Annotated in this window: 26 protein-coding genes; 17 read left to right on the plus strand and 9 right to left on the minus strand. The window is 59.2% G+C overall.

Features of this window, described 5'->3' with window-relative positions; genetic code table 11:
* The first annotated feature begins 75 nt into the window (after window positions 1–75).
* From amaA to AC1DU9_RS09190, 9 genes are all read left to right on the plus strand, one after another.
* Window positions 76–1,359: an L-pipecolate oxidase gene (gene amaA, locus AC1DU9_RS09150; protein ID WP_477810025.1), complete on the plus strand. Its 1,284-nt coding sequence runs from the start codon at window positions 76–78 to the stop codon at window positions 1,357–1,359.
* A 362-nt stretch (window positions 1,360–1,721) separates the two neighbouring features.
* The gene (locus tag AC1DU9_RS09155; protein WP_223462543.1) at window positions 1,722–2,855 is read left to right on the plus strand and encodes a branched-chain amino acid ABC transporter substrate-binding protein; all 1,134 of its coding nucleotides are present in this window, start codon (window positions 1,722–1,724) and stop codon (window positions 2,853–2,855) included.
* Window positions 2,856–3,094: 239 nt separating this feature from the next.
* Window positions 3,095–4,009 carry an ABC transporter permease subunit gene (locus AC1DU9_RS09160; protein ID WP_008001868.1) on the plus strand — a complete coding sequence of 305 codons (915 nt, stop codon included), beginning with the start codon at window positions 3,095–3,097 and terminating at the stop codon, window positions 4,007–4,009.
* Window positions 4,010–4,012: 3 nt separating this feature from the next.
* Window positions 4,013–5,296: a high-affinity branched-chain amino acid ABC transporter permease LivM gene (gene livM / locus AC1DU9_RS09165; RefSeq protein WP_223462545.1), complete on the plus strand. Its 1,284-nt coding sequence runs from the start codon at window positions 4,013–4,015 to the stop codon at window positions 5,294–5,296.
* On the plus strand, window positions 5,293–6,168 hold the full coding sequence (locus AC1DU9_RS09170) for an ABC transporter ATP-binding protein (RefSeq protein ID WP_223462546.1): 876 nt from the start codon (window positions 5,293–5,295) through the stop codon (window positions 6,166–6,168). The genes livM and AC1DU9_RS09170 overlap by 4 nt, the downstream gene beginning before the upstream one ends.
* Window positions 6,165–6,881: an ABC transporter ATP-binding protein gene (locus tag AC1DU9_RS09175; RefSeq protein WP_007991194.1), complete on the plus strand. Its 717-nt coding sequence runs from the start codon at window positions 6,165–6,167 to the stop codon at window positions 6,879–6,881. Before AC1DU9_RS09170 ends, AC1DU9_RS09175 begins: the two co-directional genes overlap by 4 nt.
* A gap of 294 nt (window positions 6,882–7,175) precedes the next feature.
* Window positions 7,176–7,424: a hypothetical protein gene (locus AC1DU9_RS09180; protein WP_223462547.1), complete on the plus strand. Its 249-nt coding sequence runs from the start codon at window positions 7,176–7,178 to the stop codon at window positions 7,422–7,424.
* 297 nt (window positions 7,425–7,721) lie between these two features.
* A complete protein-coding gene (locus tag AC1DU9_RS09185) occupies window positions 7,722–8,483 on the plus strand; it encodes an SDR family oxidoreductase (RefSeq protein ID WP_223462548.1) in 762 nt (253 codons plus the stop codon).
* A 183-nt stretch (window positions 8,484–8,666) separates the two neighbouring features.
* Window positions 8,667–9,572, plus strand: coding sequence for a cation diffusion facilitator family transporter (locus AC1DU9_RS09190; RefSeq protein ID WP_477810026.1), 906 nt, complete (start codon window positions 8,667–8,669; stop codon window positions 9,570–9,572).
* Between the two features lie 7 nt (window positions 9,573–9,579).
* On the opposite strand, the gene AC1DU9_RS09195 is transcribed toward AC1DU9_RS09190, so the two are convergent.
* From AC1DU9_RS09195 to AC1DU9_RS09225, 7 genes are all read right to left on the minus strand, one after another.
* Window positions 9,580–10,719, minus strand: a complete 1,140-nt coding sequence (locus tag AC1DU9_RS09195) for an AGE family epimerase/isomerase (protein ID WP_477810027.1) — start codon at window positions 10,717–10,719, stop codon at window positions 9,580–9,582.
* Window positions 10,720–10,919: 200 nt separating this feature from the next.
* Entirely contained in the window at window positions 10,920–11,492 is a 573-nt protein-coding gene (locus AC1DU9_RS09200; protein ID WP_477810028.1) for a HupE/UreJ family protein, read from the minus strand.
* A gap of 27 nt (window positions 11,493–11,519) precedes the next feature.
* Entirely contained in the window at window positions 11,520–12,134 is a 615-nt protein-coding gene (gene ureG / locus AC1DU9_RS09205) for an urease accessory protein UreG (protein WP_007979691.1), read from the minus strand.
* Window positions 12,135–12,157: 23 nt separating this feature from the next.
* Window positions 12,158–12,832 (minus strand): urease accessory protein UreF, encoded by a 675-nt coding sequence (locus AC1DU9_RS09210; protein WP_477810029.1) that lies wholly within the window; start codon window positions 12,830–12,832, stop codon window positions 12,158–12,160.
* Complete coding sequence (gene ureE, locus AC1DU9_RS09215) at window positions 12,829–13,329, minus strand: urease accessory protein UreE (RefSeq protein WP_477810030.1); 501 nt, start codon at window positions 13,327–13,329, stop codon at window positions 12,829–12,831. The genes AC1DU9_RS09210 and ureE overlap by 4 nt, the downstream gene beginning before the upstream one ends.
* Window positions 13,330–13,614: 285 nt before the next feature.
* A complete protein-coding gene (locus AC1DU9_RS09220) occupies window positions 13,615–14,247 on the minus strand; it encodes a TetR family transcriptional regulator (RefSeq protein ID WP_223462554.1) in 633 nt (210 codons plus the stop codon).
* A 172-nt stretch (window positions 14,248–14,419) separates the two neighbouring features.
* Entirely contained in the window at window positions 14,420–14,890 is a 471-nt protein-coding gene (locus AC1DU9_RS09225; protein WP_223462555.1) for a hypothetical protein, read from the minus strand.
* 387 nt (window positions 14,891–15,277) lie between these two features.
* On the opposite strand from AC1DU9_RS09225, the gene AC1DU9_RS09230 reads away from it, so the two are divergent.
* From AC1DU9_RS09230 to AC1DU9_RS09240, 3 genes are all read left to right on the plus strand, one after another.
* Window positions 15,278–17,353, plus strand: a complete 2,076-nt coding sequence (locus AC1DU9_RS09230) for an AsmA family protein (RefSeq protein WP_477810031.1) — start codon at window positions 15,278–15,280, stop codon at window positions 17,351–17,353.
* A gap of 236 nt (window positions 17,354–17,589) precedes the next feature.
* Window positions 17,590–18,369: a hypothetical protein gene (locus tag AC1DU9_RS09235; RefSeq protein WP_223462557.1), complete on the plus strand. Its 780-nt coding sequence runs from the start codon at window positions 17,590–17,592 to the stop codon at window positions 18,367–18,369.
* Window positions 18,370–18,433: 64 nt separating this feature from the next.
* On the plus strand, window positions 18,434–19,132 hold the full coding sequence (locus AC1DU9_RS09240; RefSeq protein ID WP_477810032.1) for a hypothetical protein: 699 nt from the start codon (window positions 18,434–18,436) through the stop codon (window positions 19,130–19,132).
* Between the two features lie 76 nt (window positions 19,133–19,208).
* Here the strand turns inward: AC1DU9_RS09240 and AC1DU9_RS09245 are convergent, their stop codons facing one another.
* On the minus strand, window positions 19,209–20,123 hold the full coding sequence (locus AC1DU9_RS09245) for a LysR substrate-binding domain-containing protein (RefSeq protein WP_223462559.1): 915 nt from the start codon (window positions 20,121–20,123) through the stop codon (window positions 19,209–19,211).
* A 109-nt stretch (window positions 20,124–20,232) separates the two neighbouring features.
* On the opposite strand from AC1DU9_RS09245, the gene AC1DU9_RS09250 reads away from it, so the two are divergent.
* The 3 genes from AC1DU9_RS09250 (at window position 20,233) to AC1DU9_RS09260 (ending at window position 22,164) form a co-directional block, all read left to right on the plus strand.
* Entirely contained in the window at window positions 20,233–20,871 is a 639-nt protein-coding gene (locus tag AC1DU9_RS09250; RefSeq protein WP_223462560.1) for an FMN-dependent NADH-azoreductase, read from the plus strand.
* On the plus strand, window positions 20,872–21,177 hold the full coding sequence (locus AC1DU9_RS09255; protein WP_223462561.1) for a DMT family transporter: 306 nt from the start codon (window positions 20,872–20,874) through the stop codon (window positions 21,175–21,177).
* A gap of 96 nt (window positions 21,178–21,273) precedes the next feature.
* Window positions 21,274–22,164 (plus strand): esterase/lipase family protein, encoded by an 891-nt coding sequence (locus AC1DU9_RS09260; protein ID WP_223462562.1) that lies wholly within the window; start codon window positions 21,274–21,276, stop codon window positions 22,162–22,164.
* A gap of 95 nt (window positions 22,165–22,259) precedes the next feature.
* Here the strand turns inward: AC1DU9_RS09260 and AC1DU9_RS09265 are convergent, their stop codons facing one another.
* Complete coding sequence (locus AC1DU9_RS09265; RefSeq protein WP_457266117.1) at window positions 22,260–23,147, minus strand: DMT family transporter; 888 nt, start codon at window positions 23,145–23,147, stop codon at window positions 22,260–22,262.
* Window positions 23,148–23,244: 97 nt separating this feature from the next.
* Here AC1DU9_RS09265 and AC1DU9_RS09270 point away from each other — a divergent pair, with 97 nt between their 5' ends.
* Window positions 23,245–24,039, plus strand: a complete 795-nt coding sequence (locus AC1DU9_RS09270) for an AraC family transcriptional regulator (protein ID WP_477810033.1) — start codon at window positions 23,245–23,247, stop codon at window positions 24,037–24,039.
* 64 nt (window positions 24,040–24,103) lie between these two features.
* Entirely contained in the window at window positions 24,104–24,412 is a 309-nt protein-coding gene (locus tag AC1DU9_RS09275; protein WP_223463634.1) for a PsiF family protein, read from the plus strand.
* Window positions 24,413–24,437 lie beyond the last annotated feature (25 nt).

The following is a 24,437-nucleotide window of genomic DNA, read 5'->3' on the forward strand; positions in this document are numbered from 1 at the left end:
GCTGGTGCTATCGCGAGCAGGCTCACTCCTACATTTTGAACTGTGTGTTTGTTGGGTTTCTGTTGGAGTCTGGCAATGCCGTTACGCGAAGAGTGTCTGTGGGAAAAACTGACGCCGCAAAGGCCGGACAATTCGGCCCTCAAGGGTGAGGTCACGGTGGATGTCTGCGTCATCGGCGCCGGATTTACCGGATTGTCGGCGGCGGTGCATCTGCTGGAGCAAGGCAAGACCGTTTGTGTGCTGGAGGCCCATCGCGCCGGCCATGGTGGTTCGGGGCGTAACGTCGGGCTGGTCAACGCCGGGATGTGGATTCCGCCGGACGAGATCGAAGCCGGGTTCGGCAAGGAGGTCGGCAGCCAGCTCAACCGCATGCTGGGGGCGGCGCCATCCCTGGTGTTCAGCCTTGTGGACAAGTACAACATCGATTGCCAGTTGCGCCGCGAAGGCACGCTGCACATGGCGCATAACGCCCGTGGCGAAGCCGACTTGCGCAGTCGTGAAGAACAATGGAAACGCCGCGGGGCGCCGGTGGAGTTGTTGACAGGTCAAGCCTGCGAACAAGCGACGGGCACGAAAAAGATCGCCGCTGCGCTGCTCGATCGCCGTGCCGGCACGCTCAACCCGATGGCCTACACCACGGGGCTGGCCAAAGCGGCCATCGGTTTCGGTGGGCAGTTGTTCGATCATTCCCCGGTCACCCGCCTCGAACGTCAGGGCCAGCGCTGGTCTGTGCAAACCGCCCAGGGCTCGGTCATGGCCGAGAAAGTGGTGATTGCCTCCAATGCCTACACCGAAGGCGACTGGACGGAACTGCGGCGCAATTTCTTCCCCGGTTACTACTATCAGGTGGCCTCGGTGCCGCTGACCGAGGAAGCAGCCCGGCAAATTCTGCCCGGGGGCCAGGGTTCCTGGGACACCCGCCAAGTGCTGAGCAGCATCCGTCGGGATAAAGACGGTCGCCTGCTGCTTGGCAGTCTGGGTAATGGCAATCAGAAACCGGCCTGGTTCCTCAAGGCCTGGGCCGATCGCGTGCAGCAACATTACTTCCCTTACCTGAAACCGGTGGAATGGGAGTGCACCTGGACCGGTTGCATCGCTTTCACCCCCGATCATTTGATGCGCCTGTTCGAGCCGGCGCCCGGTTTGGTGGCAGTCACCGGCTACAACGGCCGGGGCGTGACCACGGGTACGGTGGTCGGCAAGGCCTTCGCCGATTACCTGTGTAACGGAAATCCTCAATCGCTACCGATTCCCTTTGCTCCCATGCAGCCATTGGCCGGGGTGGGGTTGCGCAGCTGTCTGTATGAGGCGGGATTCTCGCTGTATCACGCAGGCCAGTGCCTGCGGATCGTGATCTGAAGGTTGATTTTTGCAGTGGGAAGCGGCGCTTTTTCGATCTGCGGCTAGCCTGTAGTGGTGCGGGTTGTAGCAGTCCCGCACCAGCAGTGTGCACTTCGGTGACGCACGTTGTTACAGGCTGGTTGCACGTCGTTTAAAGCCGCGGTTGCAATGATGGCGCAGGCGGGTTGCGCCTCAAAAAAATAATGGTTCTACCTTCCGCGGTTTAGACGGTTGCACGCCCAATGAAAATGGGCCCGAAACAGTCGAAATAACAAGAAAGCAGCGACTTTTTTCAGAATAAAAAACCGATGGCACGGCCCTTGCTCTGAGCATTCATTGAAGTCGCAGTGCCAATTAAAAAAACCATGGAGCACCACCTCATGTCCCAGACGTTTTACAAGAAAGGCTTTCTGGCCCTCGCAGTGGCAACTGCGCTGGGTGTTTCTGCGTTTGCTCAGGCTGACATCAAGATCGGCGTAGCGGGACCAATGACGGGCGCCAACGCGGCATTTGGCGAACAGTACATGAAGGGTGCACAGGCGGCGGCCGATGCGGTCAACGCAGCGGGCGGCGTGAACGGGGAAAAAATCGTACTGGTCAAGGGCGATGACGCCTGCGAACCGAAGCAGGCTGTGACAGTCGCCAAGGACCTGACCGAAAAGAAAGTCGTTGGTGTGGTAGGTCACTTCTGCTCCTCGTCGACCATCCCTGCCTCCGAGATCTACGACGAAGCCGGCATCATCACGATCACCCCGGGTTCCACCAACCCCAAGGTGACCGAGCGCGGCCTGAGTGCCATGTTCCGCATGTGCGGGCGTGACGACCAGCAAGGTATCGTGGCTGGCGACTATGTCGTCGACGTGCTCAAGGGCAAGAAAGTCGCCGTACTGCACGACAAGGACACCTACGGTCAGGGCCTGGCGGATGCGACCAAGGCTCAGCTGGAAAAACGCGGCGTGAAACCGGTGCTGTACGAGGGTCTGACCCGCGGCGAGAAAGACTTCAGCGCCGTCGTCACCAAGATCCGTGCGGCCGGTGCCGACGTGGTCTACTTCGGCGGCTTGCACCCGGAAGCCGGTCCACTGGTTCGGCAACTGCGTGAACAGGGCCTCAAAGACGTCAAGTTCATGTCCGATGACGGCATCGTGACTGACGAACTGGTGACCACCGCCGGTGGCCCGCAGAACGTTGATGGCGTACTGATGACCTTCGGCGCCGACCCACGTCTGCTGCCAGACAGCAAGACTGTGGTAGATGCTTTCCGCAAGGCCGGCACCGAACCTGAAGGCTACACCCTGTACGCCTACGCTTCGGTCCAGACCCTGGCCGCAGCCTTCAATGGCGCCAAGTCCAACAAGGGCGAAGACGCTGCTGCCTGGCTGAAGAAAAACCCGGTCAAGACCGTCATGGGCGAGAAGACCTGGGACAGCAAGGGCGACCTGAAAATCTCCGACTACGTGGTTTACCAGTGGGACAAGGATGGCAAATACCACCAGCTGGAAAAACAGAAGTAAGGGCTGACTCAATTGGGTGAACCCCACGGGCCCCCTGTGGGAGCGAGCTTGCTCGCGATGACGGACTGGCAGACGACAACTTTGTTGAATGTTCAACGGCTATCGCAGGCAAGCCAGCTCCCACAGGGGCCGTGGTGGCCCGCCTGATCGTGGCTGACATTGCTCCGACGTAAATCTGTATTTTCCTTAGAAGAACCGCACAGCCACATGTGCAGGTTCTCATTGCGTGAGATTGCGTTATGGATGGTATTTTCCTGCAGCAACTGGTCAACGGCCTGACCCTCGGGTCGGTCTATGGCCTGATCGCCATCGGCTACACAATGGTCTATGGCATCATCGGCATGATCAACTTCGCCCACGGCGAGGTTTACATGATTTCCGCTTACCTCGCGGCAATCAGTCTGGCTCTGCTGGCATACTTCGGTATTGAATCCTTCCCTCTGTTGATGCTCGGCACGTTGATCTTCACCATCGTCGTCACGGCGGTGTATGGCTGGGTCATCGAGCGTGTTGCCTATAAACCCCTGCGTAACTCCACCCGACTGGCACCGCTGATCAGCGCCATCGGCATCTCGCTGATCCTGCAAAACTATGCACAGATCGCCCAGGGTGCCCGCCAACAAGGCGTTCCGACACTGCTGACCGGTGCATGGCGAGTAGAAGTCGGGACCGGCTTCGTGCAGCTCACTTACACCAAGATCTTCATTCTGGTTGCAGCGTTTGTCGGGATGGGCCTGCTGACCTATGTCATCAAGTACACCAAGCTCGGCCGCATGTGCCGCGCAACCCAGCAAGACCGCAAGATGGCCTCGATCCTGGGGATCAACACCGACCGCATCATTTCATACGTGTTCATCATTGGTGCAGCGATGGCGGCCCTGGCCGGCGTGCTGATCACCATGAACTACGGCACGTTCGACTTCTATGCAGGCTTCGTCATCGGCATCAAGGCGTTCACCGCCGCGGTGCTCGGCGGGATTGGCTCGCTGCCCGGTGCCATGCTCGGCGGGATCATTCTCGGCATCTCCGAGTCGCTGTTCTCCGGTCTGGTCAACTCGGACTACAAAGACGTCTTCAGCTTCTCGCTGCTGGTTCTCGTTCTGGTCTTTCGGCCCCAAGGCCTGCTCGGCCGTCCTCTTGTGTCGAAGGTGTAAGCGATGTCTTCAACCACTAAAAAAACCATTGATATCAAAAGAAGTCTGGTTGACGCGATTCTTGCCGGCCTCGTGGCCCTGATTGTGTTCGGCCCGATTGTCGGCATCGTCCTCGACGGCTACGGCTTCAACTTGCAGCCCACTCGCGTGGCGTGGATTGTCGCAATTGTCATGTCCGGTCGTTTTGCCTTGAGCCTGTTCCTGCAAACCCCAAAGGGCCTGAGAATTCTCGAAGGCTTTGAAACCACCGGCTCCGGGGTGCATGTACTGGCGCCTGATTACAAATCCCGGTTGCGCTGGATCATCCCGCTGTTGATTGTCATCGCCGTGGTGTTCCCGTTTTTCTCCAACTCCTACCTGCTGGGCGTGGTCATCCTCGGGCTGATCTACGTATTGCTGGGGCTGGGTTTGAACATTGTGGTCGGCCTGGCCGGCCTGCTCGACCTGGGTTACGTGGCGTTCTACGCCATCGGCGCCTACGGCCTGGCGCTCGGTTATCAGTATCTGGGGCTGGGTTTCTGGACGGTGTTGCCACTGGCGGCGATCACCGCCGGTCTGGCCGGTTGCATCCTCGGTTTCCCGGTGCTGCGCCTGCACGGCGACTACCTGGCGATCGTGACCCTGGGCTTCGGTGAAATCATTCGGTTGATCCTCAATAACTGGCTGTCCCTGACCGGCGGCCCGAATGGCATGGCAGCGCCGTTGCCAACCTTCTTCGGCATCGAGTTCGGAAAAAGGGCGAAAGAAGGCGGGGTGCCGTTCCATGAGTTCTTCGGTATTGCCTACAACCCTGACGTGAAGTACTACTTCATCTACGCCGTGTTGTTCCTGGTGGTCCTGGCCGTGCTGCACATCAAGCATCGCCTGACCCGCATGCCTGTCGGCCGCGCCTGGGAAGCCCTGCGCGAAGACGAAATTGCCTGCCGCTCCATGGGTCTGAACCACGTACTGGTCAAGCTTTCGGCATTCACCATCGGTGCTTCGACTGCCGGGCTGGCCGGAGTGTTCTTCGCCACTTACCAGGGCTTCGTCAATCCGACGTCGTTCACTTTCTTTGAGTCGGCACTGATCCTTGCCATCGTGGTACTCGGCGGCATGGGCTCGACCATAGGTGTCGTCATCGCGGCATTCGTGCTGACCGTGGCCCCGGAACTGCTGCGTGGCTTCGCCGAATACCGCGTGCTGCTGTTCGGCATCCTGATGGTATTGATGATGATCTGGCGACCCCGCGGCCTGATTCGGATCAGCCGTACCGGTGTGACCCCGCGTAAAGGAGTAGCGCCATGAGCGAAGTCGTACTCAGTGTCGAAAAGCTGATGATGCACTTCGGCGGCATCAAGGCGTTGAACGATGTCAGCCTGAAAGTCCACCGCAATTCGATCTTCGCCCTGATCGGGCCCAACGGCGCCGGCAAGACCACGGTGTTCAACTGCCTGACCGGGTTCTACAAGGCCTCCGGCGGCAAGATCGAACTCAACATTCGTGGGCAACAGACCAACGTCATCAAATTGCTGGGCGAATCGTTCAAGCCGACCGATTTCGTGTCGCCTAAATCGTTCGCCAGTCGGCTGTTCTACAAGGCATTCGGCGGCACCCACCTGGTGAACCGCGCCGGACTGGCGCGTACCTTCCAGAACATTCGCCTGTTCAAGGAAATGTCGGTGCTGGAAAACCTGCTGGTGGCCCAGCACATGTGGGTCAACCGCAGCATGCTGGCCGGCATCCTCAATACCAAGGGCTACCGCAAGGCCGAAAGCGATGCGCTGGACCACGCGTTCTACTGGCTGGAGGTGGTGGATCTGGTGGATTGCGCCAACCGCCTGGCCGGTGAACTGTCCTACGGCCAGCAACGCCGCCTGGAAATCGCCCGTGCCATGTGCACCCGTCCGCAGATCATCTGCCTCGACGAGCCGGCCGCCGGCCTCAACCCCCAGGAAACCGAAGCGCTGAGCGCGATGATCCGGCTGCTGCGCGACGAGCACGATCTGACCGTGGTGCTGATCGAACACGACATGGGCATGGTAATGAGCATTTCCGATCACATCGTGGTGCTGGACCACGGCATCGTCATCGCCGAGGGCGGCCCCGATGCGATTCGTAACGACCCGAAAGTGATTGCGGCCTACCTGGGCGCCGATGAAGAGGAAGTGGTGCTATGAGCAAACCCATCCTCGAACTCAAGGAGCTGGATGTGTTTTACGGGCCGATCCAGGCTCTGAAGAAAGTCTCGCTGCACATCAAGGAAGGGGAAACCGTCAGCCTGATCGGCTCCAACGGTGCCGGCAAGTCGACCCTGCTGATGTCGATCTTCGGCCAGCCGCGGGCGGCGGACGGGCAGATCCTCTATCAGGGCGTGGACATCACCCACAAGTCGTCCCACTACATCGCCTCCAACGGCATCGCGCAATCGCCGGAAGGGCGGCGGGTGTTTCCCGACATGACCGTCGAGGAGAACCTGCTGATGGGCACCATCCCTATCGGTGACAAGTACGCCAAGGAGGACATGCAACGCATGTTCGAGCTGTTCCCGCGGCTCGAAGAGCGGCGTACCCAGCGGGCGATGACCATGTCTGGCGGCGAGCAGCAAATGCTCGCCATCGCCCGGGCCCTGATGAGCCGGCCCAAGTTGTTGCTGCTGGATGAGCCGAGCCTGGGCCTGGCGCCGATTGTGGTGAAACAGATCTTCGCGACACTGCGGGAACTGGCCAAGACCGGCATGACCATCTTTCTGGTGGAGCAGAACGCCAACCACGCCCTGCGGTTGTCGGACCGGGCGTACGTGATGGTCAACGGCGAAATCCGCATGACGGGTACCGGCAAGGAGTTGCTGGTCAACGAGGACGTGCGTAACGCCTATCTCGGCGGGCACTGAGTTTCAGTGGTTATGCACAAGCCCCGGCGCGCAATCGCCGGGGCTTTTTTATATCTCCAATACCCCACTAATCCCTGTGGGAGCGAGCTTGCTCGCGATAGCGGTGAGTCAGTCGCCACGATGCAAGCTGTGCCCCGGTCATCGCGAGCAAGCTCGCTCCCACAGGGTTTTTGGCATGCCTCCGGGAAATTGTGGAAAACAATATTCCCAAGCTCGCAAAGCGCGACATAAAGCCGCTGCAAATAGTTGTTTTGTCACAGTTTTGACTTGTCCCCGTTTGCTGTGGAACCGGCTGTGAATAACGTGGGAGTAGCTGGCTGTGGGCCTTTTAAACCGTGGCTTGCAGAGGTGTGGTTGTTTTTTGATCATGAGTTTTTGCGCAGCTTGAAGACCGCTTTGTCAACCTTTTTGTTCGTGATGAAAGTGCACGGAATCACCGTGGACAAGCCTGTGGATAAGTCTGTGACTAAACTCTGGAAAGACCCGCCTGAAGGCCGTGGTTACTGGCTTGGCGCCATCGCGGGTTTGACCCGTCAGTCATGAAAATGGCCAAGGGCTACACAGCAGGCGGTTGAGGGTCAAGCAAAAAAGTTTTAAAACCCCGCGCAAAGCCTTGTGGATAGCGGCTTGCAGCTTTTCCACTTGCCCCCAAAGACTGTGGACCGGCCTGTGGATAACGTGCGCGCACATGGCTGCAGGCCACGCTGGTCGAGGGTTTGCCGGCGTTGAGTGTTTTTTGAACAGATTGAACGGTGGTTGCCGCTGTGAACAAGGCCGGGCATTCTGCCTGCTGATTTTCTATTCCAATGGCTGGCGATCAGCCGAAGCAAGGAGAACACGATGTCCAACACCCTGTTTATTACCGGCGCAACCTCCGGTTTTGGTGAAGCCTGTGCTCGTCGTTTTGCCGAGGCCGGCTGGAAACTGGTGCTGACAGGTCGTCGTGAAGAGCGCCTCAATGCGCTGTGCGCCGAGCTGTCGAAGCAGACCGAAGTCCATGGCCTGGTGCTCGATGTGCGTGATCGCAAGGCCATGGAGGAGGCGATTGCCAATCTTCCGCCATCCTTTGCCAAGCTGCGCGGGTTGATCAACAACGCCGGCCTGGCCCTGGGTGTTGATCCGGCGCCCAAGTGCGACCTGGACGATTGGGACACCATGGTCGATACCAACGTCAAAGGCCTGATGTATAGCACCCGTCTGCTGTTGCCACGCCTGATCGCCCACGGTCGTGGTGCCGGCATCGTCAACCTGGGGTCCATCGCCGGCAACTATCCGTACCCGGGCAGCCACGTGTATGGCGCGACCAAGGCGTTCGTCAAACAGTTCTCCCTGAACCTGCGCTGCGACCTGCAAGGCACGGGCGTACGGGTCAGCAACATCGAGCCGGGCCTGTGCGAGAGCGAGTTCTCGCTGGTGCGTTTTGCCGGGGACCAGGAGCGTTACAACGCCACTTATGCCGGCGCCGAGGCGATTCAGCCACAAGACATCGCCGAGACCATTTTCTGGGTTCTCAATGCGCCTGCGCACATCAACATCAACAGCCTGGAGCTGATGCCGGTGAGCCAGACCTGGGCCGGGTTTGCTATCGAGCGTAAGTCTTAAGATCGAGTCACGGCCAATCGCGAGCAGGCTCGCTCCTACAAGGGATCTGCTGACACCAGAAAACCAGTGTAGGAGCGAGCCTGCTCGCGATGGGGCCGGGCCAGACAAAACCGGACATCAGCTAGACTCCTCCCTCAAGCAGCTCGCCACACCCGGCGGTCTAGAGGTTTTAGAGGAGATCAAGTGAGTAATCGAGGCGAGCAGTCGCTGCTCAAGCAATCGACCTTCCTGATGCTCGCCGTGACATTCGCCGGGATCATCACCGGTTTTGTGTCGGGCGCCCAATCCATCCTTTTCGATGGCTTCTTTTCGTTAATCGCGGCCTTCATCAAGGTGCTGATGCTGATCACCGCCAGGCTGATCGCGAAGGAAAGCAACCAGCGCTTCCAGTTCGGTTACTGGCACCTGGAACCCATGGTGCTGGTGATCGAAGGCAGCTTCCTGTTCCTGGTTGCCATTTATGCCTTTCTCAATGGTGTGTTTGGCATCATCAGTGGTGGCCGCGAGGTCGAGCTCGGTCTGGTGATCCTCTACGCGGCGGTGTTCACTGTCGTTGAACTGATTTACTTCTTCTACGTCCGCCATCGCAATCGCACGCTCAAATCATCGCTGATCCAGTTCGACAACATCAGTTGGCTGGTGGATGCGATGCTGTCGGCGGGCCTGCTGGTGAGTTTCCTGATCGCGCTGCTGCTCAAGACACAGGGTTACGACAAGTGGGCGGTGTATGTCGACCCGATGATTCTGATTCTGCTGGCCCTGGGCATGCTTCCTCCAGCGTTCAAAATCCTCGGGCCGGCATTGCGCGATGTGTTGGGGATCGTCCCGGATCAACTGGACGACAAGGTGCGTCAGGTGATGGAGGTGGCGAAGGTCGAGCATGGTTTCGACGACTACATTTCCTACGTGCAGAAACACGGCAGGGCCTGTTTTATCGAGATTCACATCGTATTGCCGAAGGATTACTGGCTGGACGGTGTGGGGCAACTGGACAGTTTGCGCGAGGAAATTTCCGCGAACCTCGGTAAGCCGGATGCCGCGCGATGGCTGACCATCAGCTTTACCGGGGATCGCAAGTGGACTGAGTGATTGGATTTCACCTTGTGGCGAGATATTCCGCCAACCCGCGATAACAAGTCGCCAGGTGATAGGGCGTTGTCGATGGCATGTCTCGGCGGCTGACTTCACCGTGCTCGTCACGACATTCGTACCAGCCGCCGGCATGCAGCGAGCGCTGCTGCAACGCCTGCAACTGGCGCACCACATCTGCTTCGCTGTGCGGTCGCAGTGTCAACGCGCGCAGGTACTCGGCCTGCGCCCAGATACGCTGCGTGGCGTCCCGGACGCCGTGATCCGCTGCGAAGTCGAGCATTGCCCGCACGGCGCCAGTCTGCTGATCGACGCCCATTCGCTCGGTAAAGGCGAAGGCCCGCTCCAGATCGGCATGCAGCGTCGAATTACGCAGCAGCGCCGAGGATTCCAGCAGGAAATACCACTCGAACTGATGCCCCGGTTCAAACCAGTTATCCACAGACCCCAGCGGCTTTTCCATCAACACGCCGTGCTGCGGATCGATAAATCGCGCGTGCATGGCTGTGCATAACTCGACGAGCGCTTGTTGCACATCGAGGTCCTCACGCACTGACAGAGTGGCGAGGAAAGCTTCGGCCAGGTGCATCAGCGGATTTTGCAAAGGGCCGCTGTCCAGCGATGCCCAGTCGCGGTCGAGCGTGGCTTCGTACAGACCGTCGTCCGTGGCGAAACGCTGCGCAATCACTTCCAGCGAGGCATTGAGCACCGACTCCACCAGTGGCTCGCGGACCTTGTCCCAGTAATGGGCGCAGGCGAACAGGATGAAGGCGTGGGTATAGAGGTCTTTACGCTGATCCAGCGGCGCACCTTGTGCATCGACGCTGTAGAACCAGCCGCCGTGCTCGGCATCGTGGAAGTGCCGCTGCAAGGAGCGGAACAAAGCGGCGGCACGCTCTGCGGCGCCCGGCACCTGACCGATCAGGCTGGCAAACAGATACAGCTGCCGTGCACAGGCCATGGCCCGGTAGCGTTGCGGTGGCAGCGGTTGGCGTTCGGCATCCAGCGCCTCGTAGGGCAACGCCATGTCGGCATTCCAGCCCGGACCTTGCCAGAGCGGCACGATGACGTTCAGGAAGTGCTGTTGCACCGAGGCGAACAGGGCGGTCAATTCAGGATGAGAGGCGGAGCGGGAAACAGGCGGCATTGGCTGGCGTCGTCACGGCAGGGGCGATTGCGCGACATGTTAGCAGAGAGGCAGACCTGAGAGAGGCTGTGTCTGTCAGGCCGCCATCGCGGGCAAGCCCGCTCCCACAGTAGTTTGTTGTGTGGCATGGATTTCATTCACACCAGAAACCTTGTGGGAGCGGGCTTGCCCGCGAAGAGGCCAGTTCAGGCACTAGAGAGTTAGCCCGCCAGCAACCACACCCCGGTCGCCGCCGAAGCCGCACCCGCCAGTCGAACCAGTGGCGCAGCTGCTTGCGGTAACACCCGCACGACCGCATAACCCGCTGCATGCAACACCGCTGTCGCCACCACAAACCCGGCGGCATAAGCCCAAGGGCTCGACATGTCCGGCAGTTCCAGCCCATGCGCGACACCATGAAACAGTGCAAACAACGCCGTCGCACCCACCGCCATCACCAACGGTGGACGCACTGCCAGGGCAACCGCCAGCCCCAAAGCCAACACGGAAGCGGCAATCCCGCTTTCCAGTGCTGGCAGGTTCAGCCCTTCAAAACCCAGTATCCCGCCGATCAACAGGGTGCCGACGAAGGTGCACGGCAGCGCCCAACGCGCTGCACCTTGTTGCTGTGCGGCCCACAGACCGACCGCGAGCATCGCCAGCAGGTGATCGAGACCGCCAAGCGGATGGCTGATGCCGGCGATCAAGCCGTTGTCGCCGTGCCCCGGGTGGGCGAAGGCGAGGGCCGGGGTCAGCAGCAGGGCCAGGGCGCCGAGAATGCGTTTGAGTATCATGGATAAGCTTCCTTGTTGAAGTCGTGATCAGGCCGCGGTCAGCAAGCCCTGGCGTTCGATGAAGGCGATGATCTGTTCCAGACCCTGGCCGGTTTTCTGATTGCTGAAGACGAACGGCTTACCGTTGCGCATGCGCTGGGTGTCGCTGTTCATCATCTCCAGCGAGGCACCGACCAGCGGCGCGAGGTCGATCTTGTTGATCACCAGCAGGTCGGATTTGCAGATCCCCGGTCCACCCTTGCGCGGCAGCTTGTCGCCGGCCGAGACGTCGATCACGTAGATCGTCAGATCGGACAGTTCCGGGCTGAAGGTCGCGGAAAGGTTGTCGCCCCCGGACTCCACGAGAATCAGGTCCAGCCCCGGAAAGCGGCGGTTCAGTTGGTCCACGGCTTCGAGGTTGATCGAGGCGTCTTCGCGGATGGCCGTGTGCGGGCAGCCACCGGTTTCCACGCCGATGATGCGTTCCGGCGCCAGGGCTTCGTTGCGCACCAGAAAGTCGGCGTCTTCGCGGGTGTAGATGTCGTTGGTCACCACGGCCAGGTTGTAGCGCTCGCGCAGGGCCAGGCAAAGGGCCAGGGTCAGGGCGGTTTTGCCGGAGCCGACCGGGCCGCCGATGCCGACACGCAGGGGTTGTGTGTTCATGTGATTCTCCAAAATAACAGGCCCTAGGAACGGAACAGACGGCTGTACTGGCGCTCGTGGGCCATACACGCCAAGGACAGGCCGAAAGCGGCACTGCCGTAATGATCGGGATCGATTCGGGTGGCGTTCTGTTGGGCTTGTTGAAGCAGCGGCAACAGTTCGCTGGTCAGGCGCTGGGCGGCTTGCTGACCCAATGGCAAGGTCTTCATCAATACTGCCAACTGGTTTTCCAGCCAGCTCCACAGCCATGCGGCCAATGCATCTTGCGGGCTGATCTGCCAGGCGCGCGCGGCCAAGGCCCAACACAGGGCCAGATGTGGCTCGCTGCGTTGTTCGAGGAAGATGCGGGCAGGCGCGTCGAGTTCCGGCAAGCCATTGAGCAATTGCTGCAACGAGTAGCCCATCTGCCGGCTCTCCTGATGCAACTCGCGGGTTTCGCGACTGGCGCGATGCTCTTCGCAGCTCTGCAGCAATTCGTCCCAGTTTTCCTCGCTGGCGGCCACGCAATGGGCGAGCAACAAAGGCGCTTCGAAGCGTGCCAGATTCAGCAGCAACTGATCGCTGATCCAGCGTCGTGCACTGTCGGGGTCGTGAACCCGGCCGTTATCCACCGCCATTTCCAGCCCTTGGGAGTAGCTGTAGCCGCCAATCGGCAATTGCGGACTGGCCAGGCGCAACAGCGCCCAGGCCGGGTTCATGGGCGGACGCCGAACTGGTGCAGTTTCGGCGCGTAGTTGAAGTCTTCATCGCCGTGGCGCGAATGATGATGGCCTCCACCATAGGCGCCGTGTTCCGGCTGGAACGGCGCCTCGATGTTCTCGGCATTGGCGCCGAGTTGTTCGAGCATGGCCTTGAGTACGTAATCGTCGAGCAGGCGCAACCAGCCGTCGCCGACTTGCAGGGCGACATGGYGGTTGCCCAGGTGATAGGCCGCGCGGGTCAGTTCGAAGGCATTGGCGCAGGTGACGTGGAGCAATTGTTCGGGGCGGGCGCAGACACGCACGATACGCCCGTCTTCGGCTTGCAGGCATTCGCCGTCATGCAACGGCGGCTGGCCGCGCTCCAAAAACAATCCGACGTCTTCGCCCTCGGCACTGAAGCAGCGCAAACGGCTTTTGCTGCGGGCTTCGAACGTCAGGTGCAGTTCGGCGGCCCAAACGGGTTGAGGGTCGATTCTGCGATGAATCACCAGCATCGGAAGGCTTCCAGCAATGGACAATGCTCAGGCTAGAGCAAGGGGCTTGCCAATCGACATGATGCGTAGGAAATGGCTGAAGGAGACGTGGGACTGGTATCGATGGAGTGAGTTTTTTGGTTGAAGTTGGTGCGTTGATTTTGATCTGCGCACCAAGTTGAAGCGACGCGGGGCCGTGTGGGAGCGAGCTTGCTCGCGATGGCGGTGGAACTGTCACATAGATGGTGGATGTCATGCCCTCATCGCGAGCAAGCTCGCTCCCACAGGGATTTCACGCACAGAAAGTTACTCGGTGCTGCCAAGCCCTTGCCAATGCTTGAGGCCGATAAAGATAAACCGCAGTTGCTGGGTGATTTTCGCCTGGGGCGTCAGGTGCTCGGGCAAGGCTTCGGCTGGCGGATCGATGATGTCCGGCAGGGTGGCGAACACGCTTTTGACGATCAGATCCGCCATGACACTCAGGTCGGCGATGTCCAGATGCTGCAGCTTCGGCATCAGTGACAAGTCCGCCGCCAGGTCCGAACTGATGTCTTCACGCAAACGGCCGATGGCCTGGCGCACCGGCAGCGAACCGCCGTATTGCTCACGGGCGAGAAACAGGAACTGCGAGCGGTTGGCGCTGACCACGTCGAGAAAGATCCGCACCGAGGCATCGATGATGCCGCCCATCACGAATTCGTTGTGTCGTACCAGGCGAATGGTTTCGCGGAATGTCTGGCCGACTTCGCTGACCAGCACCAGGCCCAGTTCATCCATATCGGCAAAATGGCGGTAGAAACCGGTCGGTACGATGCCGGCGGTTTTCGCTACTTCACGCAGGCTCAGGCTGCCGAATCCTCGGCCTCCATCCATCAGATGCCGGGCAGCATCCATCAGAGCGTTACGGGTTTGTTGTTTCTGTTCGGCGCGGGGCAGCATCGCAAGGGTGTTTTCTGGACAGGGACGCGGCGCACTCTAGCAAATCAGCTTTGCCGGCGTCGAACGACTGTGGAGGGATCAAGCAAGGAAGTGTGGCATCTATCAAGCGGACCGCTGAAAAGTCAAAAGCCCAATCCGGTGATTGGGCTTTTTTTCAGGGCGGCCATGGGGCTTAGCTCGCGGCGCTGTTGCGTTCGATCACACGGTCACCACCGCCTTCGGCGAGGGTTTGGCCTTGTGGGGTGCGATCCGAGCCGCCTTCAGCGAGGGTTTGACCTTGTGGCGTGCGATCGGAACCGTCGGCAGCCAGGGTTTGACCTTGTGGAGTACGATCCGAACCGTCTGCAGCCAAGGTCTGGCCTTGTGGGGTGCGTTCGGAACCATCGGCAGCCAGGGTCTGGCCTTGTGGGGTGCGTTCGGAACCATCGGCAGCCAGGGTCTGGCCTTGTGGAGTACGGTCCGAGCCATCCTGAGTGATCAGGCCTTTTTCTTTCAGGCGATCATTACCGCCTTCGGCGACGGTCTGGCTGAACACCGAGTGGTTCTGTTTCACTTGTGGCGTGGCCTGGTCAGCGGCTGGCAGGGCAAAAGCAGTGCTGGCCAGCATCGAGAGGGTAAGGCTAAGCAGTAGTTGGCGTTTCATGATTGTTTTGCTCCTCGGGAGGGCGAATAAGTGGGTACGAGAGCAATGCTACTCTCGATAAGTCGATATGAAAGTTCATAAACGCAATGGTAATAATCAACGGAATTGATTGTTTGCTGCAGAGGCTCTAGGCCGGGCGTCTCCGGCAAGTTGTTTTGCACCGATGTGGGTACTTTCGACCCACCTTTGGCATGCAAAAGTGCAGGGCCGGTAACGCCGAATGACTGATGGGTCAGTATTGGACTGGGCGAAATCGGCGAAATCGGTCTATCGATTAAACCTGCCGGTTTTTTTTCAGTCGTAGACTTCATGGCGTGCCGCTTGCGGCTCACCGTTTTACATGTGCGTCGCAGTCGGGACGCTCAGTCGTATCAGGAGCCCTGTGCAATGACGCGCACTCAAAAAACGTTTGTCTGGACCCTTTCCACTTTCCTTGCCTTGTTGATGGTGCTGGTGTTGGTCATCGTGTTCTTCGACTGGAACCGGATCAAACCGCCGCTCAACGCCAAAGTTTCCGAAGAGCTGCACCGCGCTTTTGCCATCAATGGCAATCTTTCGGTGGTATGGCGGCCCGAACCCGATGAGAGCGGCTGGCGCGCCTGGGTGCCGTGGCCCCATGTAGTGGCCGAGGACCTCAGCCTGGGCAACCCGGACTGGTCGAAGCAACCGCAGATGGTCACCCTCAAGCGGGTAGAACTGCGTATTTCGCCCCTGGCGTTGCTGGCGCAGCGGGTGGTGATCCCGCGTATCGACCTCACCGAGCCGAATGCCGAGCTGCAACGCCTGGCTGACGGGCGCGCCAACTGGATCTTCAAATTCGACCCCAAAGACCCGAACGCCGAGCCTTCCAGCTGGGTGGTGGATATCGGCGCGATCGGCTTCGACAAGGGCCACGTGACCCTCGACGACCAGAACCTGAAGACTCAACTCGATGTGATGATCGATCCTTTGGGCAAGCCGGTTCCGTTCAGCGATATCGTCGGCGACAAAGCGGCGAAAGCGGCGCAGGAAAAGGGCTCGTCACCCCAGGATTATGCGTTTGCCCTCAAGGTCAACGGCCAGTACCACGGCCAGATGCTCGCGGGCCAGGGCAAGATTGGCGGGCTGTTGGCGCTGCAGGACGCGGCACGGCCGTTTCCGCTTCAGGCACAGGTGAAGATCGCCGACTCCAGCGTCGAATTGGCCGGCACCCTGACCGACCCACTCAATCTCGGCGCCCTGGACCTGCGCCTGAAACTGGCCGGCACCAGCTTGGGCAACCTCTACCCGCTGACCGGCGTGACCCTGCCGGACACGCCACCCTATGCCACCGACGGCCACCTGATTGCCAGGTTGCACGAGGCCGGTGGCGCGGTGTTCCGCTACGAAGAATTCAACGGCAAGATCGGCGAAAGCGACATCCATGGCAATCTGACTTATGTGGCCAGCCAGCCACGGCCAAAACTCAGCGGTTCGTTGTTGTCCAATCAATTGCTGTTCGCTGACCTGGCGCCGCTGATTGGTGCAGACTCCAATGCCAAACAGAAGGCCCGTGGCGGTGACAGCAAACAACCGGCGGACAAAGTGCTGCCAGTCGAAGAGTTCAAGACTGATCGCTGGCGCGACATGGACGCCGATGTCGAGTTCACCGGCAAGCGCATCGTGCACAGCGAAAAACTGCCGTTCAACGACCTCTATACCCATTTGCTACTCACCGATGGCGTGCTCAGCCTCGAGCCGCTGCGCTTCGGCGTGGCCGGCGGCAAGCTGGATGCGCAGATCCGCCTGAACGGCCACACCGATCCACTGGAGGGCCAGGCCAGGCTCACGGCGCGGGGGTTCAAGCTCAAGCAGTTGTTCCCTGGCTTTGAGCCGATGAAAACCAGTTTTGGCGAACTCAACGGCGATGCTGATATCAGCGGGCGCGGCAATTCGGTGGCCAAGCTGCTGGGCAGTGCCAATGGCAGCCTGAAAATGCTGATCAACGATGGCGCCATCAGTCGCGAATTGATGGAGCTGGCGGGCCTGAATGTCGGCAACTATGTGGTCGGCAAGATCTTTGGCGACAAGGAAGTGAAGATCAACTGCGCAGCCGCCGACTTCGGCATCCAGTCCGGCCTGGCGAGTACCCGCTTGTTTGTATTCGACACCGAGAACGCCATCGTCTACATCGACGGTACCGCGAACATGGCGACCGAACAACTGGACCTGACCATCACCCCGGAATCCAAGGGTTGGCGCCTGATTTCATTGCGTTCGCCGCTGTATGTGCGCGGCAAATTCATCAAGCCCGATGCCGGGGTCAAGGCCGTGCCGTTGATGCTGCGCGGGGCCGGGATGGTGGCGCTGGGCGTGATCGCCGCACCGGCGGCAGGTTTACTGGCGCTGGTGGCGCCGAGCGGCGGTGAAGCGAACCAGTGCGCGCCGTTGCTGGAGCAGATGAAGGCGGGCAAGGCGCCGAAGACGGTAAAAGGGACAAACTAGTGTTCGCTTCGGCAATTTATATGGATTGTTATTAGTGTTGTAGGAGTTGCACTATTGGAAGGTGTTTGTTCAGGTTTTCGGGTCTTGTTTGTGTTTGCGAAAATGAACTAGGAGAACTTGGTAATAAAGTGTCATGCTCCGGTTGTAGATGTTATAGAGGGGATTGGGTAGCTTGGCGTTGTCAGTCAAGTGGCTGATTTCGAACTTGATAGCTAATTTACAATATGGAAGTTGATATGAGTATTCTATTGCCAAGTGTTGAAGAGAGTCAGTTGTTTTTTGAAAAATCGCAGATAGCACCTCTTGCCCAAACACCGCGTATTCGCGGTTTTTCCGCAATGAAAAAAGAAGGTGTCGATCAGCAGGATCTGCTGTTGGGTAACGAAACGCCTGCTGTGATCGGGTTTTCCGATAACCTTGATGAAGATAAAAAGCAGGCGGCGGCGGACAGTATTCATTTCGCCGAGCGTTATGCCACTACCTACTCGGACATCAAGGCGGCGCCCGTCGAATGGCACGCGAAATATAGTGAGGCCATGCGGCATTGTGGTTGGACACTGACCAGTAGCAAGTACAAGGACCATGTCAACAAACAGGTCAATGTCACAATGGACTCCATTGTCCTGGATATTATTACAGCGGTTGCCGGCAGGAATGCGCCTGCCATGTTGAAGTTGTTGCAAGGCGCTTTCGATAAAATCCAGTCGGAAGAATCGCTGGTAACTTTGTTTGATAACAATAGCAATAAAGGAAAAAATGCAGAGTTTCGGATTGTTCCGTGCCTGCAATCGGCAAAGGGCACCGCGATAACGGCGTACTTGGCTGTTGACTGTGAACTTGACACGCAGGAAGGTGGTGCCTGGTTCTGGAAGTGGAAACTGTCCAACTTGAAAATGAAAAAAGTGGCGACCATGGCGGAACTCGATATGCGTACGCACGAACGCAACCGAGAGCTCATCTATGAGGTACTTGATATGAGCTCTGAAGAATTCTTCCGTGGTGTCAAGCTTAAGTAAGGCTGTTGAGCCGGGTTGCTCAGGAAGCAACCCGCTTTGGCTATTGACTTGCGGAGTGATTGAAATGATCAAGGATGATGTTTGTCTGGTGGCGGGTAATTTGCTTTTGGTTGCCGATGGATTTTCGCAACAGTTACGCGAAGATCTGGTTAACTCCGTGCTTTTCTCTCAGTTGTATGCAAATTCGAAAGCTGGGAAGTTGGCGGGTGCTGAAAGCTGGTATGCGGAATGTGCCACTGCGATGGAAAAAGCTAAATGGCAACGTAGTGTCTATCAAAGCAAAGGTATTGAACCAAAAAATAATGAAAAGTTCGTAATGAAGGACTCTGTTGTAAGCCAGATGCTTTCTATTTTTGGCACGAATCAGGCCGAGAAGTTTAAGCAATTGATAAACTGTGTTGAGCATTTTTTCGTTGGTGATAAAATTAGCCTGGCGTTGCGAGAATATACCGTGGCCACTGTAAAGACACCGGATGACTCCGATTTTTCGACTGTTGCCCTGCAGATGGGGATTTTAGGGGCAGGCCCTGTTCTTTATTCAGTATTTGTCTGCTTCAGCACCACCGAAGATGTTGAAGTCGATTTTTTGAATCAGTGTTTTTCCGGCGAGCATATCGTGGGTGAAATCAGTTTCGATTTTGCGAAGCAACTGCTGGATCAGGCGAGTTTTGAAAGAAGTCGAATGCGAGAAAAAATAATCGACCAACTCCCTGACTCAAGAGACAAACTGGTTCTTGAACTCTGCCCAGGACGCATTGGTTGATCGAATTGGATCTATACGACGGTTCAAGGGGGCGTGGGCTTTACCCGGTTTTGTAGCCAATACCCAAGACGCGGACTCAGCGCAAGGCATGGCCCGAAATCCGCGCCTCCTCCTCTAGCCATGCAAAAAACGCCCGGACCGGTGGATGACGTTCGCGTCCTGGCACGCACAGCGCGCTGTAGCCGGCGCCATCGACCTGGATTTCCCCCCGGTACGGCAACAACAGACCACTGGCCACGCTTTCCGACACCAGAATATTGCTTGCCAACACCAGACCTTGCCCGGCAATCGCTGCTTGCAGGGCGTAGTGCTCTTCGTCGTATTCGCGCACCGCTGGCCGGCCGCTCAGCCAGGTTTCGCCTGAGCGAGCGCACCAGGCTTCCCAGCCGTGGGCATAAAGCTTTGAGTTGTGCCAGCGCACGCTGATCAGCGTCGGGGCACGACTCAACGCCAGGGCCACTTGTTCGGGCGAGCCGTAGACACCGAAGGACTCATCGAACAGGCACTGGCCGTACAGGTTGGGGTAATCATCAAGGCTATAGCGCAGCACCAGATCGACACTGGCGTCCTGATGCAGATCGATGACTTCGCAGTGGGTATCGAGGCGCACATTGATGTTCGGGTGCCGAGCGTAGAAGCGTCCCAACCGCGGCACCAGCCACAGGGCAGCGAAGGCGGCGGTGGTGGAGACCGTCAGGCTGGCGCCGCTGCGTTGCGGGCGCAGGGTATCGACACTTTGCGCCACTTCCAGAAAAGCCCCGTGCAGACTCTGGAACAGCCGTTTACCGCATTCGGTCAGGCGCACCTGGCGTGGCAGGCGCTCGAACAGCGGCACACCAAGCCAGGTCTCCAGAGAGCGGATCTGATGGGACACCGCCGTCGGGGTGACTGACAGTTCTTCGGCGGCAGCCTTGAAGCTCAACAGGCGTGAGGCGGATTCGAAGGCGCGCAGGGCGGTCAAGGGCAGCGAGGCAAACATTGAAATCTCCACAGATGAAATAAACTCATCCTGACTGATTTTTGCTCATTTGAAGATGGACAGCTGCGAGCTTCAAGCTGCAAGCAACAAGCCGTTTGATTCTAGTCCGGAGGAAGTACAGATGAGTAAAATTCTTGCGATACACGCCAGTCCACGGGGTGACCGTTCCCATTCGCGTCGCCTGGCTGAAAGTTTTCTCAGCGCCTGGCAAGTTCGCCACCCGCTGGCTCAGGTCACTCGTCGCGAAGTCGGCCGGGCGATGATCCCGGCGGTCAACGAAGCGTTCGTTGCGGCGGCGTTTTACCCGGAACCCGAAACGCGGCCGCTGTCGATGCAGGCGGATCTGGCGCTCAGCGATCAACTGGTCAACGAGTTGTTCGATCACGACCTGCTGCTGATCTCTACGCCGATGTACAACTTCAACGTGCCCAGCGGCCTCAAGGCCTGGGTCGATCAGATTGTGCGGCTGGGCCTGACATTCGATCACACGCTGGACAATGGCATCGCCCAATACACGCCGCTGTTGCAGGGCAAGAAAGCGCTGATCGTCACCAGTCGCGGCGGTTTCGGTTTCGGCCCGGGTGGCGAGCTTGAAGCGCTTAACCACGCTGATCCATGGCTGCGCACGGCGTTGGGTTTCATCGGCATCAACGACGTCACGGTGGTGGCGGCCGAGGGCGAGGAATCCGCCGAACGCACCTTCGCGGTGTCAGTGGCCGAGGCCGAGCAGCGCTTGCTGGCGCTGGCCGGGGAGTTCTAGATGGCCTGGCTGTTTCTGCTGGTCGCCGCCGGGTTCGAAGTCACCTTCGCCATGGGCATGAAGTACGCCGAGGGCTTCACCCGGCCCTGGCCTTCGCTGATCACGGTGGTGGCGGCTGTGGGCGGGATCTACTTCCTGACCCTGGCCATGCGCGAGTTGCCGGTGAGCATCGCGTACCCGATCTGGACGGCCATAGGTTCGCTGGGCACGGTGTTTCTCGGTTTCGCGCTGCTGGGCGAAAGCCTGACCGTGATCAAGCTGGTCTCGGTCGGGCTGATCGTGGCGGGCGTGGTGGGGTTGAAGTAGGGCGGATGACATAGACTTGTCATCTTCGCTGGCGATGCTTGGTGGATGTCTTTCATCCCGCCTTGCGTCACCGCCCGACCACCAGGATGTCCGCCCATGTCGCAAGGTTCTGCCCCGCGCTACCCGTTGGTGTTGGTCCCGGGAATGCTCGGGTTCATCCGCCTGGTGCTTTATCCCTACTGGTACGGGATCGTCGAGGCGTTGCGCCGGGGTGGTGCGGTGGTGTTCGCGGTGCAGGTCTCGCCGCTTAATTCGAACGAAGTGCGCGGCGAGCAATTGCTGGTACGGATCGAGGACATTTTGCGGGAAACCGGGGCCGACAAGGTCAACCTGATCGGTCATAGCCAGGGTTCGCTGACTGCCCGTTATGCGGCGGCCAAGCGTCCGGACCTGATCGCCTCGGTCACTTCGGTGGCGGGGCCGAATCACGGTTCGGAGCTCGCCGATTACCTGCACAAGCATTATCCCCATGACAGCGTCCGTGGTCGTCTGCTGTGCTTTTTACTGAGGATGGTCGGCGCGCTGATGGCTGTGCTGGATACCGGTTACCGCGGGCCGAAGCTGCCGGTGGACATCCATGCGTCCCATCACTCCCTCACCAGTGCTGGCGTCACGCTGTTCAACCAGCATTATCCACAGGGCTTGCCCGAAACCTGGGGCGGTCACGGGCCGGAAGAGGTCAACGGCGTGCGCTATTACTCCTGGTCCGGCACCTTGCAGCCGGGTATTACCGATCGCGGGCGCAATCTGCTGGATGGCACCAACCGCAGTTGCCGGTTGTTCGCCAAAACCTTCATCCGCGAAGCCGGGCATTGCGACGGCATGGTCGGGCGCTACAGCTCGCACCTGGGGACGGTGATTGGCGATGAGTATCCGCTGGATCACTTCGATATCGTCAACCAGTCGCTGGGGCTGGTGGGCAAGGGGGCCGAACCGATCCGGTTGTTTGTCGAGCATGCGGCGCGGCTGAATGCGGCAGGGCTTTAGTCCGCGTTATCGTTCATCGCGGGCAAGCCACGCTCCCACAGTGATTTGTGTTGCTCACAAAAACTGTGTGCAAGCTTGCTCGCGAAGACGCCGGATCAGGCAACGCCGACCTTACGACCCAACACCGTCGTCCAACGCTCGGAAACAATCACCCCACCCAAGGTCAGCACCCCGCCCACCAGGTGATACATCGCCAGTTGCTCATGCAGCACCACCGCCGCAATCAAGGCGGTAATCAGCGGCAGCAAATTGAAAAACTGCGTGGTCCGGCTCGGCCCCAGACGCACCACGGCCTGCATCCATGCCAGCGGCGCGACCATCGAAGCCAGCAGACAGGCGTACAGCACCAGCGGAATGTTCTGCAGGGTCGGGCCGACTTTCGATGAGGCGAGGAACAGCGGAAACAGCACCAACACGGCCACCAGCACCTGCAAATACAGGAGCACCAGTGGCGGCAGCTTCAGCTGCCATTTTTTCAGCAGGGTGCTGTAGACCGCGTAGGCCAGGGTGGCGATCAGCATCATCGCGTCGCCCAGGTTGACCCCGTGTTCCAGCAACGCGCCAAGGCTGCCGGACGACACCACCACCAGGACACCGGCGAATGACAGTACCGCACCGGCCAGGGCACCCATGGTCAGGCGCTGGCCGAGGCTGATGATCGCCATGGCGAGCGACATCAGCGGCATCAGCGACAGGATGATGCCCATGTTGGTGGCCGAGGTCAGGCTCGCGGCGAAGTACGCCAGGCTTTGATAAACGGCCATGCCCAGTACACCGAGGACAAAGATCTTGCCCAGTTTCGGACGGATGAGTGGCCAATGGGCGAGCACCGGTTTGAGCATGAAGGGCGTGAACAGCAACCCGGCCAGCAGCCAGCGGTAGAAACCGATCTCGGCGGGGTAGATCGCCCCGGCAGACATTTTGGTGATCACGGTGTTGCCGGCCCAGATAAAAATGGCCAGCAGGGGATAAGCGTATTGCATCGGGAAAAACCAGAACGTTAATGAGGGGCAATTATCCACTTGTCTGGATGCAAGCCTATACTTCGATCCAGACAACCGGCCCCTGATGACGGACAGCATGAGCAGTAAACACATCGACCTGCTGGATTTCTGCGAACTGCCGTCGGCGGTGTACTTCCGCTACGCCGATTTCGACGCCCACGAATACGCCGCGCCCCACCGACATCCCTGGGGGACACTGGAATACGCCGCCCACGGCGTGCTGCACATGGACGTCGAGGGCAGCCGCTTCATGTCTCCTCCGCAATACGCGGTGTGGGTGCCGCCGCAGATCGAGCACAGTTTCTACAGCCACCAACCGGTCAACTACCGCGCGGTGTGCCTGGCACCCAAGGTCTGCGTCGACCTGCCGTCGCGAGCCTGCACCCTGGCCATCAGTGACATCCTCAAGTCGATCCTCAAGGACTTCGCCGCCCGCGACGTGAAAATCCCCGAGCAGGCCGCCGATCAGCGTCTGGCCCAGGTATTGGTGGACCAACTGCAACAGGCCCCGGTGCACGAGTGCTACCTGCCCTATGCCAGCAGTCCCGGGTTACTCGGAATTCTCGAAGCGTTGCAGGCCGAGCCTGGGGATAACCGGCCCCTGTCGGAATGGGCCGCACGCATCCATGTCAGCGAGCGCACCCTGGCGCGGCAGTTCGTGCGGGAACTGGGCATGAGTTTCGGCGAGTGGCGCCAGCGCCTGCGTTTTCTGGCGGCGATCGAAGCGCTGGATAGCCCGCGCAGCATTCAGGAGATCGCCTTCGACATGGGCTACAGCACCGGCTCGGCGTTTATCGCGATGTTCCAGCGTCAGGCCGGGTGCACGCCGGAGCAGTATCGACGCAGCCACCTGGAGAACAGGAAGGTGTAACAGGGGTTGTCTACACTCCAGTACAAGGCCGCGCCCCTCGGCGTGGCGACCAGGAGAAAACTCCATGAAGATGATGCGTGTCCCTTTGTTGATGATCGGTTTGCTGCTCTGTTCCCAAGGCTTCGCCGCCACAGCCCAACAGGAAAAGATGACTACCTGCAACGCCGACGCCACGGCCAAAAGCCTCAAGGGCGACGAGCGCAAAGCCTTCATGAGCACCTGCCTGAAGGCGACTCCGGCGGCAAACGATGCCGGTAAGGCCTTGACCCCACAACAAGAGAAGATGAAGACCTGCAACGCCGACGCCGCCACCAAAGCCCTCAAGGGTGACGAGCGCAAGGCGTTCATGAGTGATTGCCTGAAGAAAAAATAAACCTGGAAGCTTGTGGTGAATGTGC

Source organism: Pseudomonas sp. P4_C1 (assembly GCF_056402155.1).